General features: G+C 72.0%; 15 protein-coding genes. 4 read left to right on the top strand and 11 right to left on the bottom strand.

The window, feature by feature from the left end; all coding sequences use genetic code 11:
- Window positions 1–50: 50 nt before the first annotated feature.
- Window positions 51–398, bottom strand: coding sequence for a hypothetical protein (locus ACSU6L_RS12305; protein ID WP_437056311.1), 348 nt, complete (start codon window positions 396–398; stop codon window positions 51–53).
- A 303-nt stretch (window positions 399–701) separates the two neighbouring features.
- Here ACSU6L_RS12305 and ACSU6L_RS12300 point away from each other — a divergent pair, with 303 nt between their 5' ends.
- Complete coding sequence (locus tag ACSU6L_RS12300) at window positions 702–1,052, top strand: DUF1330 domain-containing protein (RefSeq protein WP_437056309.1); 351 nt, start codon at window positions 702–704, stop codon at window positions 1,050–1,052.
- Window positions 1,053–1,069: 17 nt separating this feature from the next.
- Here ACSU6L_RS12300 and ACSU6L_RS12295 read toward each other — a convergent pair whose 3' ends face one another.
- The 4 genes from ACSU6L_RS12295 to ACSU6L_RS12280 all read right to left on the bottom strand — a co-directional run bounded on the left by ACSU6L_RS12295 (window position 1,070) and on the right by ACSU6L_RS12280 (window position 4,290).
- Entirely contained in the window at window positions 1,070–2,080 is a 1,011-nt protein-coding gene (locus ACSU6L_RS12295) for an NlpC/P60 family protein (protein ID WP_437064856.1), read from the bottom strand.
- Window positions 2,081–2,223: 143 nt separating this feature from the next.
- Window positions 2,224–2,535, bottom strand: a complete 312-nt coding sequence (locus ACSU6L_RS12290) for a hypothetical protein (RefSeq protein ID WP_437056307.1) — start codon at window positions 2,533–2,535, stop codon at window positions 2,224–2,226.
- Between the two features lie 10 nt (window positions 2,536–2,545).
- Window positions 2,546–3,202 (bottom strand): TetR/AcrR family transcriptional regulator, encoded by a 657-nt coding sequence (locus ACSU6L_RS12285; RefSeq protein ID WP_437056305.1) that lies wholly within the window; start codon window positions 3,200–3,202, stop codon window positions 2,546–2,548.
- Window positions 3,203–3,351: 149 nt separating this feature from the next.
- Entirely contained in the window at window positions 3,352–4,290 is a 939-nt protein-coding gene (locus ACSU6L_RS12280; protein WP_073940897.1) for an AurF N-oxygenase family protein, read from the bottom strand.
- 138 nt (window positions 4,291–4,428) lie between these two features.
- Here ACSU6L_RS12280 and ACSU6L_RS12275 point away from each other — a divergent pair, with 138 nt between their 5' ends.
- On the top strand, window positions 4,429–5,535 hold the full coding sequence (locus tag ACSU6L_RS12275; RefSeq protein ID WP_437056302.1) for a ferritin-like domain-containing protein: 1,107 nt from the start codon (window positions 4,429–4,431) through the stop codon (window positions 5,533–5,535).
- Window positions 5,536–5,559: 24 nt separating this feature from the next.
- Here the strand turns inward: ACSU6L_RS12275 and ACSU6L_RS12270 are convergent, their stop codons facing one another.
- From ACSU6L_RS12270 to ACSU6L_RS12250, 5 genes are all read right to left on the bottom strand, one after another.
- Window positions 5,560–7,017, bottom strand: coding sequence for a penicillin-binding transpeptidase domain-containing protein (locus ACSU6L_RS12270; RefSeq protein WP_437056300.1), 1,458 nt, complete (start codon window positions 7,015–7,017; stop codon window positions 5,560–5,562).
- Window positions 7,014–8,378: an FtsW/RodA/SpoVE family cell cycle protein gene (locus ACSU6L_RS12265; protein ID WP_437056298.1), complete on the bottom strand. Its 1,365-nt coding sequence runs from the start codon at window positions 8,376–8,378 to the stop codon at window positions 7,014–7,016. Before ACSU6L_RS12265 ends, ACSU6L_RS12270 begins: the two co-directional genes overlap by 4 nt.
- A 136-nt stretch (window positions 8,379–8,514) precedes the next feature.
- A complete protein-coding gene (locus ACSU6L_RS12260; protein ID WP_437056296.1) occupies window positions 8,515–9,786 on the bottom strand; it encodes an ATP-binding protein in 1,272 nt (423 codons plus the stop codon).
- Window positions 9,783–10,553, bottom strand: coding sequence for a hypothetical protein (locus ACSU6L_RS12255; protein WP_437056294.1), 771 nt, complete (start codon window positions 10,551–10,553; stop codon window positions 9,783–9,785). Before ACSU6L_RS12255 ends, ACSU6L_RS12260 begins: the two co-directional genes overlap by 4 nt.
- A gap of 147 nt (window positions 10,554–10,700) precedes the next feature.
- The gene (locus ACSU6L_RS12250; RefSeq protein ID WP_437056292.1) at window positions 10,701–11,207 is read right to left on the bottom strand and encodes a protein-tyrosine phosphatase family protein; all 507 of its coding nucleotides are present in this window, start codon (window positions 11,205–11,207) and stop codon (window positions 10,701–10,703) included.
- A gap of 97 nt (window positions 11,208–11,304) precedes the next feature.
- Between ACSU6L_RS12250 and ACSU6L_RS12245 the strand changes: the two genes are divergently transcribed.
- On the top strand, window positions 11,305–12,108 hold the full coding sequence (locus ACSU6L_RS12245; RefSeq protein ID WP_437056290.1) for a nuclease-related domain-containing protein: 804 nt from the start codon (window positions 11,305–11,307) through the stop codon (window positions 12,106–12,108).
- Window positions 12,109–12,192: 84 nt separating this feature from the next.
- Here the strand turns inward: ACSU6L_RS12245 and ligD are convergent, their stop codons facing one another.
- Complete coding sequence (gene ligD, locus ACSU6L_RS12240) at window positions 12,193–13,074, bottom strand: non-homologous end-joining DNA ligase (RefSeq protein WP_437056288.1); 882 nt, start codon at window positions 13,072–13,074, stop codon at window positions 12,193–12,195.
- Between the two features lie 96 nt (window positions 13,075–13,170).
- Here ligD and ACSU6L_RS12235 point away from each other — a divergent pair, with 96 nt between their 5' ends.
- On the top strand, window positions 13,171–14,256 hold the full coding sequence (locus tag ACSU6L_RS12235; RefSeq protein ID WP_437056286.1) for a Ku protein: 1,086 nt from the start codon (window positions 13,171–13,173) through the stop codon (window positions 14,254–14,256).
- The last annotated feature ends 153 nt before the right edge of the window (window positions 14,257–14,409 follow it).

Here is a 14,409-nt window from a genome sequence, read left to right as displayed (position 1 = left end):
GGCAATCCAGGGGCGATGCCCTCCCCGCCTGGAATGCCGTCCTGTGGTTGCTACTGGTCCGCTTCGAATTCGGACGCGTCGGTGGCGAACGCGTAGGTGCCGGTCTTTTGGCGGCCGTTGAGTGGCTGAGTGCACCTCAGGGTCGCCTTGTAGTGGCCTGGGCGTAGTCCGGTCCATGAGGCCATATGAAATTCCGAGTCCGCCGCCAGCGTCACGGGAGCCTTTGTCGTACCCAGGCCGTTCAGCGTCACGGTGATGTCCCCGGCCGGATCCGGGGAGGACCTCACGAACATCCGCAGACCTACTTCCGAATTGCCGCGGATTGCCAGCTCCTTCGTTTCCGCGCTTTCCTGGAACGTGAAGTCCCTGTTCCCCATGATGTCCCTGAATTCGCCCATTTCGTCTCCTCCGTCGAGCGCCGAGCATGGTGAAACTTGGGAGGCGTGAAATCGGATCAATAGGGTGCGGTCCAGTGGCCACTTCGCTGAGACTGTGCCAGTCGCTCTTGGAGTGGGGCACTCAACGGACAGCGGAGCGTCACAATGCCTATGAGCCCACATTAGCTCTGCTGCCGGCGGCCCGCGAATGGTGCTGCCGCCCTACGTCCGGGCGCCCGGCGCTTACCCGACAGGTAATCGCCCGGGCCCCGTCGGCATGTCACGATCGGCGGCGTACGGAGCCCGACCGACCGGAAGGACATCATGACCGCCTACGTCATCGCTCATCTGCGTGAGGCCGCCCCGCACCCGGAGATCGCCGAGTACATCGAGCGCATCACCGGCACCTTCGAGCCGTACGGCGGCCGGTTCCTGGTGCACGGGGGTACGCCGCCGCAGGTGCTGGAGGGCGGCTGGCCCGGGGACGTGGTGATGATCGGTTTCCCGGGGGCCGCCGAGGCGCGGGCCTGGTGGGACTCGCCCGAGTACCAGGAGATCGCCCCGCTGCGCTCCCGGCACATCAAGGGCGACATCATCCTGATCGACGGCGTCCCCGAGGGGTACGAACCGGCGACCACCGCCGAGAAGATCCGGGCGGCGCTGCCGGCGGAGTAGGCCGGCGGCCTGGCCCCCTAAGGGAGCTCCTGCGGGCGTACCGCCCCCAGGATCGGGTTGCTCGCCAGCGGGGCGACCTCGATCCGTTCGCCCGTTCTGGGGGCGTGGACCACCTCGCCCTCGCCCACGTACATCGCCACGTGCGTGGCCTCCGGGAAGTAGATCACCAGGTCCCCCGGGCGCAGGTCCTTCAGCGGCACCTTCGGCAGCCGCTGCCACTGCTCCTGGCTGGTGCGGGGGATGGGCGTCCCGGCGTGGGCCCAGGCCTCGGAGGTCAGGCCCGAGCAGTCGTACGCCCCCGGGCCCTCCGCGCCCCACTCGTACGGTTTCCCCAGCTGCCGCAGGGCGTAGTGCACGGCCCGGTCGCCCTGCTCGGACGGCTTGGCGTCGTCGCCGAGCGCCCCGGACGTCACCAGGTCCCGCTGCGCCTTCTCGATCCCCTTGTCCTCCACGTCGGCGAGGGCGGTCAGCTGCTCGGCGGTGAGGGAGGCCAGCAGCTCCTCCACCTCGTCCAGGCGTTCCCGTACGCCGTCCCGCTCCTTCTTCTTCCGTTCGGCGAGGACGAGTTGGTCGTCCAGGGCCGCGCGGGCCCGGCGGGCCAGCTCGTCGGCCCGGTGCTCGGCTCCGGTCAGCCGCCCGACCGTCTCGGCGCGCTCCTGCGCCAACTGGCCGATGACATGGCCCTGGTCGAGGGCGCCCTGCGGGTCGCGGGCCAGGAGGAGGCGTACGTAGGGGGAGATGTCGGCGGTGGTGTTCTGGTACTGCTGACGGGCCAGCCGGCCGGCGGCGACCCGGCTGTCGTGCAGGGAGAGCCGGGCGCGGGCCAGCGCCCGGTCGAGGCGGGCGACCTCGGCGCGCTGTTCCCTCAGCTTCTCCTCGGTGGCGTTGTACGCCTCCGCTGCCTCCTCGGCCTCCCGGTACAGCCGCTGAAGATCCGTCAGCAACTCGGCCGCCGAGCGGTCGTGGGGCGGCTCGGGTTCGGGCGCGGCCGCCACCGCGGTGGGGGTGAGTGCGGCGTGGGCCGCCATGGCCGCCGTACCGACCAGACGCAGAAGCCTTCCTGACACGCCATCACCTCCGGTGCGGGGCGGAGTCTCCGCGCCGCACCGAGAGCTTTTCCGCGGCATCGCGCGGTCCGAGCGCCGGTTGTGCTCGGGATGGCGTAACCGCGTCACTCGTCCGCGTCGTCCCGGTTGCCGCCCGGCGTGGCACCGGGACCGGACGGCGGCTTCGGCTTGGACCACGGCCACTTCGGACCGCCGCCCTGGTCGCCCGCCGGGTCGTGGACGTACTTCCAGCGCTGGGTCAGCCGGCCCTGGCCGCGCGACACCCGGCGGTAGACCAGCACGGTCGGCGGACCGCCCGCGGGGTCGGGGACGGGGATGCGGTACGTCTTGGGCGGGTGCCCGGTGAGCCCCAGCAGCACGGGCAGCGTCCGGCCGTCCATCGGCCCGCCCTCGAAGGGGGTGTCTTCGCTCTTCACGGCACCAGTGTCAGCCATCCGCCGGGGCGAGCGCGGCCACCACCGCCGCGGTCTGCCCGTCCCGCGCGGCCGTCACCGACAGCACCGCGACGAACTGGTCCACCAGCCAGTCCCGCAGCTCGTCGAGGGGGGGCTGCTTGTCCTCGTCCAGCCACATCAGGGAGGCGGCCTCCACCGCCGTGATCCACATGCGGACGGTCATCCGCAGCCGGGGGCCGGGGTCCGGCACGCCGAGGTGGCGGTAGATATGCTCCGCCGCGGCCCGTCGTACGCCGTCCACTATGGCGTTCGTCCGGGAGGTCTCCACCACGCTGCCGCCCTGGAGGAGGGCGGCGAAACCGGCGTCGTGCTCGTCGACGAAAGTCAGATAGCGGTCCAGGGCGCGGGCCAGGCGGGGCAGCAGCGGGCCCTCGCGCGGCTCGTCGAAGCAGCCCCGCAGCGCCTCGGCGGCGGTGCGCAGGGCGGCCTCGTACAGCTGCTGCTTGCCGCCGGGGAAGTAGCGGTACACCAGCGGCCGGGAGACCCCGGCGGCCTCCGCCACGTCGTCCAGCGAGACGTCCTCGGGGGCCCGGTGCGCGAACAGGGACAGCGCGGCGTCGAGCAGCTGGCTGCGCCGTTCCTCGACACTGAGCCGGCGGTAGGTGCGGGCGGGGGCCTGGGGGGTCATGACCGGCAGCGTAACCGGCGACTCCCACCACGTGCCCTGATGGCAAGCCCTTCCAAGACAGCAACCCCGACGACTTCCCCGGCCGCCACCCGATGCGGTATACGCGGCCGGCCGCGCGGCGCCGTTCGCGGAACCGGACCCTCAGACCCTCAGGCCAGCAGCCCGGACGACTTCCACAGCCGCCGCCCGACGCCGCGCAGGACTCCGATGTCGTCCAGGAAGTCGGTGAGCCGCTTGGCGCCGGTCTGCATGATCTCGCGCCGGTGGCCGCTCGCCTTCACCTGGGCCATGGCCTCCCGCTTGTCGAGGCCGACGTTGGTGTACACCTCGGGGTTGACGAAGGCGACGGAGAAGACGCGGGCGAACTCGCCGGAGGTGACGCGGGTGAACTCCTGCGACCACTTCGGCGCCGTCACCATCTGGCGGCGCAGTTCCTCCCGCGCGTACCGCACATGGCGGGCCTCCTCCACGACGTGGATGCGCGTCACGCCGCGGATCAGCGTCTGCACCCGCTCGTCGGGGAAGGTCAGCCGCTGCATCCAGTCCAGGACCTCCTCGCCGAGCAGGGTCGCGGTGAACGAGCCCGGCGTGGTGGAGATGGTCTTGAACAGCCGGCCGAGGTGCTGGTGGGTGCGGCTGACCGGATACCACGGGGTCTCACCGCGGGATATCAGCCGGGCGAACATCTTCGAGTGCCGGCACTCGTCCTCGATCTCGGTCAGCGCGTAGCGGACGTGCGCGCTCGTCGCCGCCTTGTCGTAGATGTGCCGGACCAGCAGCTGCATCAGGATGATCTCGAACCAGATGCCCAGCGAGGCGAGCGCCGCCGCCTCGTGCTGGGACAGCAGGATCCGCTGCTCCTCGCCCATCCGCTTCCACAGCGGGGTGTCGTAGAGCGACACCAGCTCGGGTGGCCAGAACCACTTGCCCTCCTCGAAGGGCGCGTCCCAGTCGAGTTCCTTGTCCGGGTCGAAGGAGTGTTTGGCGGAAGAGTCGAGCAGCCGCTCGGCCACCTGCTCCCGGTCCTTGAGCAGGCCGAGCGCGTCGCGCAGTCCCTCGACCGCGTCGGCTTCCGTCAGGGTCGTCATGGCAGTCCCATCTCGTCGTACGGAGCTGTTTCCGGTTACCCGTGAGTCACTGCTTATGAGACTGGCTGTCAGTAAGCCCGTCAATAGTCCGGGCACTACTTGTTGACCGCGCGTCTACTACGCGAGAGCCTGCGGAGCATGCCGACCTTCGACGTGTACGTCACCCCACCGGAAGACCCCCACTGGCCGGTCCCCGCCACCGGTGCCGCCCGCTTCGACTGGGAGTACGACGACGGACGGGACCGTCTGCTCGCCCTCTACCAGAAGGGCAAGGACAAGCAGTGGGACGGCGCGAAACGCATCGACTGGGACCTGGAGGTCGACCCCCACGACCCCCTCGGCACCCCCGACGAGGCACTCGCCCTGTACGGCACCAAGTACTGGGCGAAACTCACCGACAAGGACAGGGCGGAGTTACGCAGGCACTACGCCTCCTGGCAGTTCAGCCAGTTCCTGCACGGCGAACAGGGCGCGATGATCTGCGCCGCGCGGATCGTCGAGTCCGTCCCCGACCTCGACGCCAAGTTCTACTCGGCGACCCAGACCATGGACGAGGCCAGGCACGCCGAGATCTACGGCCGCTTCCTGCACGAGAAGATAGGCCTGCTCTACCCGATCAACGACAACCTCCAGTCCCTCCTCGGCGACACCCTGCGCGACAGCCGCTGGGACATGCCCTACCTCGGCATGCAGGTGCTGATCGAGGGCCTGGCACTGGCGGCCTTCGGCATGATCAGGGACTCCACGAACAAGCCGCTGCCCAAGCAGATCCTCGCGTACGTCATGCAGGACGAGGCCCGGCACGTGGCCTTCGGGCGCATGGCCCTGCGCGACTACTACAAGCAGCTCACCGACGCCGAACTGCGCGAACGCGAGGAGTTCGTCGTCGAGGGCTGCTACCTCATGCGCGACCGCCTGCGCGGCGTCGAGGTCCTGGAGAACTTCGGCGTCCCGACGGCGGAGGCGGCGGAGTACAGCGAGCACACCGAGTTCCTCGCGGTGTTCCGCAAACTCCTCTTCAGCCGCATCGTCCCCTGCGTCAAGGACATCGGCCTGTGGGGCAAACGCCTCCAGCAGGCCTACGTCGACATGGGCGTGCTCGAACTGGGCGACTCCAACCTCGACCTCCTCATGTCCCAGGACGAGGAGATCGCCGAGAAGCTGGACGCGGAACGGTTCGCGGCGGAGGAGCGGGAGCGGGTGGCGGAGGTGACGGAAGCGATCGAGCGGGGCGCCGAGGGCTGACGGACCCGTCCCGGAGGCGGTGTCTCAGGAATCGAGCACCGCCTCCATCACCGCCCTCGCGATCGGCGCCGCCACCCCGCCCCCGGTGATCTCGCCCCGGTTGGCGTTCGCGTCCTCCACCACCACGGCGACCGCTACCCGCGGCTCCAGGTCGCGGTCGCCCTGCGCCCAGGAGACGAACCAGGCGTACGGGGTGCCGGAGTTGCCGATGCCGTGCTGGGCGGTGCCCGTCTTGCCGCCGACCATCGCGCCGGGGATCGCCGCGTTGGTGCCGGTGCCCTCCTCGACCACGTTCCGCATCAGCTCCCGCATCCGCACGGCGGTCGCGGGGTGCATCGCCTGGCGGACCGGGCGGGGCCCGAACGCGGCCACGGTCGCGCCGGCCGCCGTCGTGGTGCGCTCCACCAGGTACGGCTCCCGCACCTGCCCGCCGTTGGCCACGGCCGCCGCCACCATCGCCATCTGCAGCGGTGTCGCACGGGTGTTGTACTGGCCGATCGACGACAGCGCCAGCTGCGCCCGGTCGACCGTACTGTCGAACGTGCTCTGGGAGACCGCGTACGGGATCCGCAGACCGGTGTCGTTGAAGCCGAACGCCTCCGCCGTGGCCGCCATGTCCTCGGCCCCGACGTCCACGCCCAGCTTGGCGAACACCGTGTTGCACGACCACTCGAACGCCACCCGCAGCGAGGCGTCCTCGCAGCTGTCGCTCTCGTTGGTCAGGCGCGTCCGCGTGCCCGGAAGGGTGTAGGGCGCGGGGGAGTCGGTCGGCTCGTCCAGGTCGGTGACGACACCCGCGTCGAGCGCCGCCGCCGCGGTGACCACCTTGAAGGTGGAGCCCGGCGGGTACGTCTGCAGCGCCGCCCGGTTCAGCATCGGCTTGCTCGGGTCCTCGTTCAGCTGCGCCCAGGACCGTCCCACGGTGGTGGCGTTGCCGGACAGCGACTCGGGGTCGTACGACGGCGTCGACACCAGCGCCAGGACGCGCCCGGTGGCCGGTTCCAGCGCCGCCACCGCGCCCTTGCGGGTGCCCAGCCCCCTGTACGCCGCCTCCTGGGCGGCCGCGTTGAGGGTGGTGGCCACGTTCCCGCCGGGGTTCCGCGCCCGGGTGAGGTCGTTGATCAGCGGGAACGGCGAGAGCATCGGGTCGGTGCCGGAGAGGATCCCGTCCTCGGCGTGCTCCAGCAGCGTCGAGCCGTACACCTGGGAGGCGAAGCCGGTGACCGGCGCGTACAGCGGGCCGTCCAGGTAGGTGCGTTCGTAGCGGAGCCGGCCCCCGGTGTCCTTGGAGCCGGTGATCGGATCCCCGCCGACCAGGATGTCGCCGCGCGGCTGGCCGTACCGGGCGATGCTCTGGCGGCGGTTGGCGGGGTTGTCGTCGTAGGCGGGGGCCTGGAGGATCTGGACGCGGCCGGCGTTGAGCAGCAGCGCCGTCAGCAGCAGGCCGCAGAAGGCGGCCGCGTGCCGGATGTACCGGGTCATGGGGCCACCTTCCCGTCGTACTGCCGCCGGGCCGCGTGGCTCACCCGGATCAGCAGCGCCACGATCGCCCAGTTGGTGACGACGGAGGAGCCGCCCTGGGCGAGGAACGGCATCGCCATGCCGGTCAGCGGGATCAGCCCGGTCACCCCGCCGGCGATCACGAACACCTGGAGCGCGACGATCGAGGCGAGGCCGACCGCGAGCAGCCGCCCGAACGGGTCGCGCAGGGCGAGGCCCGCGCGGTAGCCGCGTTCCACCAGCAGGCCGTAGAGCAGGAAGATCGCGGAGAGGCCGGCGAGGCCCAGTTCCTCGCCCGCGGTGGCCAGGATGAAGTCCGACTTGGTGGCGAAGCCGATGAGAGTGGAGTGGCCGAGGCCCAGGCCGGTGCCGAGCACACCGCCGGCCGCGAAGGCGAACAGCGACTGGGCGAGCTGGTTGGGGCCCTGCCCGGCGTCGATGCTGGCGAACGGGTGCAGCCAGTCCTCGATCCGGCCGTGCACATGCGGCTCCATCCGGGCCACCGCGACCGCGCCGAGCACCGCCAGCAGCAGCCCGACGGCGATCCAGCCGGTGCGGCCGGTGGCGACGTAGAGCATCACGACGAACAGGCCGAAGAAGAGCAGCGAGGTGCCCAGGTCGCGTTCCAGGACCAGGACCCCGACGCTCACCAGCCAGATCGCCACGATCGGGCCGAGCACCCGGCCGGTGGGCAGCTGGAGCTTCCAGATCGTGTGGCCCGCGTACGCCAGGGCGTTGCGGTTGGCGGCCAGGTAGGCGGCGAAGAACACGGCCAGCAGCACCTTCGCGAACTCGCCCGGCTGGATGGAGAACCCGGCGATCCGGATCCAGATGCGGGCGCCGTTCACGGCGGGGAAGAAGATCGGCAGGGTGAGCAGCGCGAGGGCGGCGGCGACGCAGACGTACGCGTACCGCTGGAGGACGCGGTGGTCGCGCAGCGCGAGGACGACCAGGATGAACAGGCCGACGCCCAGCGTGGACCAGATCAGCTGGGCGGGGGCGGCACGGTCGGCCGGGGTCTCCAGGTCGAGACGGTAGATCAGCACCAGGCCGAGGCCGTTGAGCAGCACGCCGATGGGCAGCAGCAGCGGATCGGCGTACGGGGCGCGCAGCCGGACCGCCAGATGGGCGATGAGCGCCAGCACGCCGAGCCCGGCGCCGTAGCCGGCGGCGCCGGGCGGGACCGTGCCGTGCTTGGCCAGGCCGACGGCGCAGTAGCCGTACACCGGGAGCAGTACGGCCACGACCATGAGGGACAGTTCGACGCCGCGGCGCCGGGGCAGGCGTACCGCGGGCGCGGGCGCGTCCGCCACCACGGCGGTTCCGGTTCCGGCCTTCGTCATGTCCGGAACCTACCCAAACAGGGCATCTTGCTCGTTGTGTTCCGTCAGCACCAGCGTGGCGCGGGACACGGATGACCTCCCGGAAGGGCGAAGCTGACCAATCGCCACATTAGGAGCGGAACGGACGGGCCGCCCGTCACACTGCGCCATCGGGGAGCACGCCCGCCGCGGACGGGGTCTGAGGCAGCGTCAGCGTCGCCACCGCCCCGCCGTCCGCCGCGTTGCCGAACCCCAGCCGGGCACCCAGCACCTCCGCCTGGCCCAGCGCGATGGTCAGGCCCAGCCCGTGGCCGCGCGCCCCGCCCTCGGTGCGGAACCGCTGCGGGCCGTGCGCCACCAGGTACTCCGGATAGCCGTCCCCGTGGTCCCGCACGGTGACGACCGGCCCGTCCACCGTCAGCACCACCGGCGCCCGCCCGTGCCGGTGCGCGTTCGCGACCAGGTTGCCCAGCACCCGCTCCAGCCGCCGCCGGTCGGTCTCCACCCGCACGTCCCGCACCACCCGCACCTCGGTGTCGGTGCCGGACGCCCGCACCACCCGCCGCGCCAGCGCCCCCAGCTCCTCGCCGTCCAGCTCCAGCCGCTCCCGCCCCGTGTCCAGACGGGAGATCTCCAGCAGGTCCTCGGTCAGCGTGCGCAGCGCCGCCACCCGGTCGCGCACCAGCTCCGTCGGCCGGCCCGGCGGCAGCAGCTCGGCCGCCGCGTGCAGCCCGGTCAGCGGGGTGCGCAGCTCGTGCGCCACGTCCGCGGTGAACCGCTGCTCGGCCAGCAGCTTGCCCTGCAGCGACGCCGCCATGGAGTCCAGCGCGGCGGCCACCACGGCCACCTCGTCCTGCGGACGGCGTACGTCCTCCGCCCGCCGGTCGTGCACCCGCGCGTCCAGATCACCGGCGCTGATCCGCCGCGCCACCCGTGCCGTGGCGTGCAGCCGCCGCGTCACCCGCGTCACCGCGAACGCGCCGACCAGCACCGTCGCCCCGATCGCCGGCGCCGACGACCAGACGATCGCCCGGTCCAGGCCGTCGATGGTGCGGGCCTGCTGCGAGTAGTCGACGGCCACCGCGAGCGCGCGCCCTCCGTCGGCCGGCCCCGCCGCCCACATCGTCGGACGGCCCCGGTCGTCGGCGACCATCGTGCCGCGCCGCCCGGACACCGCCAGCTCCCGCAACGGCTCCGGCAGCTCCGCCGGGTCCAGTCCGGCGCCCGGATGCAGGGGGTCACCCGCCTCGTACGCGGCCGTGGCGTCCGCCAGCCGGGACAGCGCGAGGTCGCGGGCCTCACCGACGGTCTGGTGGGTCACCGAGACATGGACGAGGGCACCGAGCATCGCGGCGAGCGCGCAGCACATCACGGTGATGAACAGCGCCGTCTTCACGGCCAGGGCGCCGGCCCACCGCGGAAGCCTCATCGCGGCGCCGCCGAGGGGGAGGGCTGCGCCGCCGGGGGCGACTTCGAAGGTGACGGCTTCGCCGCTGAGGGCGACGGCTTCGCCGCCGAGGGTGCGGGCTTGCGCAGCATCTCGTCGTGGGTGAGCAGCATCGTCCGCTGGTCCCGGTCCCAGCTCCACTGGAGCCGGTACTCGTAGCCGTCCAGCTCCGACGGCGAGCGGATGATCACCGACCGCCCGGCCAGCTCGACCCCGCTGACGGCGTCGTCCCAGGCCATGACCCGCACCAGCCGGTTCTTCTCCGCGGTGTACACCCGTACGGCGGTCAGCTCGCCGGGCAGCTGCCGGAAGCCCAGCGTCAGGTCGTCGTGCCCGTCGCCGGTCAGATCCCGGTAGTACGGCGTGAGGACGGGGCACCTGCCGCGCCCCGCGCCCGCCCCGCAGTCCGCCATGCGCGCCCCCGTCTCGCGGTACGAGGCGTCGGCGCCCTCGTACTCGCCCGGATGCGCGTCGATCTCGGCCCGTACGACCGCCACCGGGTCCACCGCGCGGACGTCCCCGGCGGGCACCCGCAGCCCCTTGACGACCTCCCGCTCCACCTCGCCGATCTCGTAGGCGGGGCTCGACGCCGGCCGCAGCGTCGGCCACAGCAGGACGGGCCCCTCGGCGGTCGGCGTGGGACCCGCGCCCCGCAATCCGCCGGCGTCACCGCAGGCCGTCGCGGCCGCACCGGTGACCAGCAGCAGGGCCAGGGCGACGCAGGCACGGACACGGGCACGGACGGACACGGCACTCCGGTGAGCGGGGACGAGCAGGACGCGTACACCTTATTCGCGCGGTAGTCCGTTTTTGCGTTTCGGGCGGTGGGGCGGATCACTCCACACTCGGCGGGGGCGCCGGTGGGGGCGGGTCACCCCGCCGCCGGTGGGCGCGGATCACTCCGCGAGCTCCTCCAGCAGCCGCGCCGTCGGCAGACCCGCCCGCAGGTACTCCACGAACAGCTCGTTGTGCAGCGCCCAGGGCGAGCGGCGGGCCCGGATCAGCCGGATCGCCTCGTCGGCGGAGCGGCCCTGCCGGACCAGAGCGTGCGCCACCACCAGCCCGGACCGGTTGTACCCGTGGTAGCAGCGCACCAGCACCCGTCGCCCCGAGTCCACCGCCTCGCACGCGGCCTCCGCCAGCCGGATCACGCCCGCCAGCTGAGTGCCGTCCAGCGGGCCGTCCGGGATGGGCCAGACCTGGTGGGCCACACCGGGCCCGGGACCGTGTCCGGGCAGCCTCAGCAAGGTCTGGACGAGATCGAACTCGTCCCGCACCACCGCGAACTCCAGTTGCCCCGAGGAGCCCTTGAACTCGTGCCCGCCCATCCACAGACCGGGCACCACCTCGCTCCACGGGCCGTCCGGAGCCGGTACGTCGGGTCGCCTCCCCTGGGTACGCAACGACGCCTCCCCAACCGCCTCCCAACACCTCTCCAAGGTAACCGGGTTCTTGCCCGCACAGCACCCCGCCTGTTCCCATGGTCGGGGGTGATGGTGCATGAGCGGACTGCGCGTCATACCGACCCGGCGGCACGGCCGGGACCGGCTCTACGTCTGCCTCCCGGACGGTACGAACGTCGCCTGGTACGACCGTGACACGGCCCGCGTCAACCTGCTGAGCGAGGACCGCGGAGAGGACGTCCTGGCCGCCCTGCGCCCCTTCGTCACCGGCCCCGTCACCATCGGCCCGCCGCCCGTCCCCACCCCCGCCGAACTGGCCCGGCTCAGCCTCCACCCCGACGACGACCTCGCCCCCAACCGCCCCGGCGAGGCCCTGCTCGTCGCCCTCGACCGCGACCCCGGCCCCGGCCACCGGCTGCGCCCCGACCCCAGGCGCCGGGCCCTGGAGGCCGAGCAGGCGGTGGGGGAGGCGCTGGACGCCCTGGACGGCGCGGGCTGGCACACCCTGCACTCCGTGCCGCTGCCCGGCGGCCACCGCGTCCACCACCTGCTGATCGGCCCCGGCGGACTGTTCGCCGTCCACACCCTGTACGCCCGCAGACAGCGGGTCGTCGTCGCCGACCCCATGGTCGCGCTGGGCCGGCGCGAGCCGGTCCCGCTGCTGCGCCGCGTCCGCGCCGACGCCTCCCGCGCCACGTACGCCCTCACGGCCGAGGTCCGCCCCGTGCTCGCCCTCGTCGGCCCCGCCCGGGTGAGCCTGCCCGGCCCGGTCCGCGAGGTCCGCGTCCTCACCGACGCCACCGTCGCCACGCTGGGCGGCCTCGGGGGCGTACTCAAACCGGCGGACGTGGAGGCGCTGCACGCGATGGCGCGGGACCGGCAGTTGTGGAACCGGGTCTGATCGTCTGTTGACAGGTCTGATCGTCTGGGAGGTCTGATCGTCTGCGAGGCCTGATCGTCTGCGAGGTATGCGAGACCGGTCGGCTCACGGCAGCGGACCCGCGTGGTCCGGATCGAGCAGCGGGGCCAGCAGATCGCCGTAGTCCTGTACGCGCGGGGCGATGTCCGGCGCCCGGAACGCCAGCTGGGCCGGGTCTCCGCACGCCTCGACCTCCTCCCAGGTCACCGGCGCGGACACCCATGGCTCGGCGCGCGCCCGCAAGGTGTACGGCGTCGCCGTGGTCTTGCGGCCGGCGTTCTGGCTCCAGTCGACGAACACCTTGCCCGGCCGCAGGCTCCGCGTCATCCGGTGGACGACCAGCCGGGGCATCGTCCGCTCCGCCTCGACGGCCAGCGCCTTCGCGTACTCGGACGTCCGTTCGGACGACGCCCCCCGCACCGCCGCCAGCAGATGCAGCCCCTTCGACCCGGACGTCTTGGCGTACGCCTCGATCCCGTCCCCGGCCAGCCGCTCGCGCAGCCACAGGGCGACCTCGCAGCAGTCCACGACGGTCGCGGGAGCGCCTGGATCCAGGTCGAAGACCAGCCGGTCCGCCTCGTCCGGCGTGCTCGCGAGCCACTGGTGGGTGTGGAACTCGGCGACCAGGTTCGCCGCCCACATCAGGCTCGGCAGGTCCTGCACCAGCACCATCCGCGCGGGCCCCTCCGAGCGGGGCACCTCCGCGGTCATGACCCAGTCGGGCGTACCGGGCGGCACGTTCTTGGTGAAGAACACCTGTCCGTCCGGCCCGTCCGGGTAGCGCAGGAAGGACACCGGCCGATCGCGCAGATGGGGCAGCAGGACCTCGGCGGTGGTGGCGTAGTAGTGGAGCACCTCGGCCTTGGTGAAGCCGGACGCCGGGTACAGCACCTTCTCCAGGTTGCTCAGCGCGAGCCTCCGGCCCTCCACCTCTGTGATCGGCGTCATACGATGAGAATCACACGAAACCGGATGAAAAAGGGTGATATCGCATATCTCCTGATCAAGGACGCTCGCTGGACCGAATGATCGAAAGGTGCCGCAGTGCGATCCATTTGGAACGGAGCCATCTCGTTCGGCCTGGTCAGCATCCCCATCAAGCTGGTGAACGCCACCGAGAGCCACTCGATCTCCTTCCGCCAGATCCACAACGAGGACGGCGGCCGCATCCGCTACCGCAAGGTCTGCGAGCTGGAGGACCGCGAGGTCACCCAGTCGGAGATCGGCAAGGGATACGAGGACGCCGACGGCACCATCATCCCGATCACCGACGAGGACCTGGCCCAGCTGCCGATCCCGACCGCCAGGACCATCGAGATCGTCGCCTTCGTCCCGGCCGACCGGATCGACCCGCTCCAGATGGACGCGGCGTACTACCTCGCCGCGAGCGGCGCCCCCGCCGCCAAGCCGTACACCCTGCTGCGGGAGGCGCTGAAGCGCAGCAACAAGGTGGCGATCGCCAAGTTCGCCCTGCGCGGCCGGGAACGCCTCGGCATGCTCCGCGTCGTCGGCGACGCCATCGCCATGCACGGCCTGCTCTGGCCCGACGAGGTACGCGCCCCCGAGGGCGTCGCCCCCGACACCGGCGTCACCGTCCGCGACAAGGAACTCGACCTCGCGGACGCCCTCATGGACACCCTCGGCGAGGTCGACCTGGAGGACCTGCACGACGAGTACCGCGAGGCCGTCGAGGAGGTCATCGCCGCCAAGGCGGCCGGCGAGGCACCCCCCGAGGCGCCCGAGCCCGCGGCGGGCGGCAAGGTGCTCGACCTCATGGCCGCCCTGGAGAGCAGCGTCCGCGCGGCCAAGGAGTCCCGCGGGGAGCACGCCGAGGTCAGACCCCTGTCCGAACGGAAGACGGCCAGGGCCGCGCCCAAGCAGACCGGCGGCAAGAAGTCGACGTCCACGGCGGCGACGTCCGCGGCGGCGAAGAAGACGGCCGCGAAGAAGACCACCGCCTCCTCCGCCAGGAAGTCGACGGCGAAGTCGACCCAGGGCAGCACGAAGAATACGGCGGCCTCCAAGAGCACCGCGAAGAGCGCGGCGGCGAAGAGCACTGCGGCGAAGAGCACGGCGGCGAAGAAGCCGACGGCGAAGAAGTCCACGACGTCACGCAAGCGCCCGGCGTGAACGGACGCGGAGCCCCGCGGACCGGGCACGCTCTGCGATGAATGGTCCGTGAACGCCAGACCGCAGGTGGGGCACCGGTTTCCGTCCACCGGGACAAAAAACGGGGTGCGGGCTGTACGCCTGGGCAGCGGGTTCGCCGTCCGAGTGGTGCGG

Origin of the sequence: Streptomyces sp. enrichment culture (genome assembly GCF_964272855.1) — a bacterium.
Classification (GTDB): domain Bacteria; phylum Actinomycetota; class Actinomycetes; order Streptomycetales; family Streptomycetaceae; genus Streptomyces.
The sequence above is the reverse complement of the archived record's forward strand: the minus strand, read 5'-3'. Positions and strand labels throughout refer to the sequence as shown.

Excerpts from the sequence above, each read along its gene's own strand:
- ACSU6L_RS12305 (WP_437056311.1), bottom strand. The coding sequence starts at position 398 with ATGGGCGAATTCAGGGACATCATGGGGAACAGGGACTTCACGTTCCAG.
- ACSU6L_RS12300 (WP_437056309.1), top strand. The coding sequence starts at position 702 with ATGACCGCCTACGTCATCGCTCATCTGCGTGAGGCCGCCCCGCACCCG.
- ACSU6L_RS12295 (WP_437064856.1), bottom strand. The coding sequence starts at position 2,080 with ATGGCGGCCCACGCCGCACTCACCCCCACCGCGGTGGCGGCCGCGCCC.
- ACSU6L_RS12285 (WP_437056305.1), bottom strand. The coding sequence starts at position 3,202 with ATGACCCCCCAGGCCCCCGCCCGCACCTACCGCCGGCTCAGTGTCGAG.
- ACSU6L_RS12280 (WP_073940897.1), bottom strand. The coding sequence starts at position 4,290 with ATGACGACCCTGACGGAAGCCGACGCGGTCGAGGGACTGCGCGACGCG.
- ACSU6L_RS12275 (WP_437056302.1), top strand. The coding sequence starts at position 4,429 with ATGCCGACCTTCGACGTGTACGTCACCCCACCGGAAGACCCCCACTGG.
- ACSU6L_RS12270 (WP_437056300.1), bottom strand. The coding sequence starts at position 7,017 with ATGACCCGGTACATCCGGCACGCGGCCGCCTTCTGCGGCCTGCTGCTG.
- ACSU6L_RS12265 (WP_437056298.1), bottom strand. The coding sequence starts at position 8,378 with ATGACGAAGGCCGGAACCGGAACCGCCGTGGTGGCGGACGCGCCCGCG.
- ACSU6L_RS12260 (WP_437056296.1), bottom strand. The coding sequence starts at position 9,786 with ATGAGGCTTCCGCGGTGGGCCGGCGCCCTGGCCGTGAAGACGGCGCTG.
- ACSU6L_RS12245 (WP_437056290.1), top strand. The coding sequence starts at position 11,305 with ATGAGCGGACTGCGCGTCATACCGACCCGGCGGCACGGCCGGGACCGG.
- ligD (WP_437056288.1), bottom strand. The coding sequence starts at position 13,074 with ATGACGCCGATCACAGAGGTGGAGGGCCGGAGGCTCGCGCTGAGCAAC.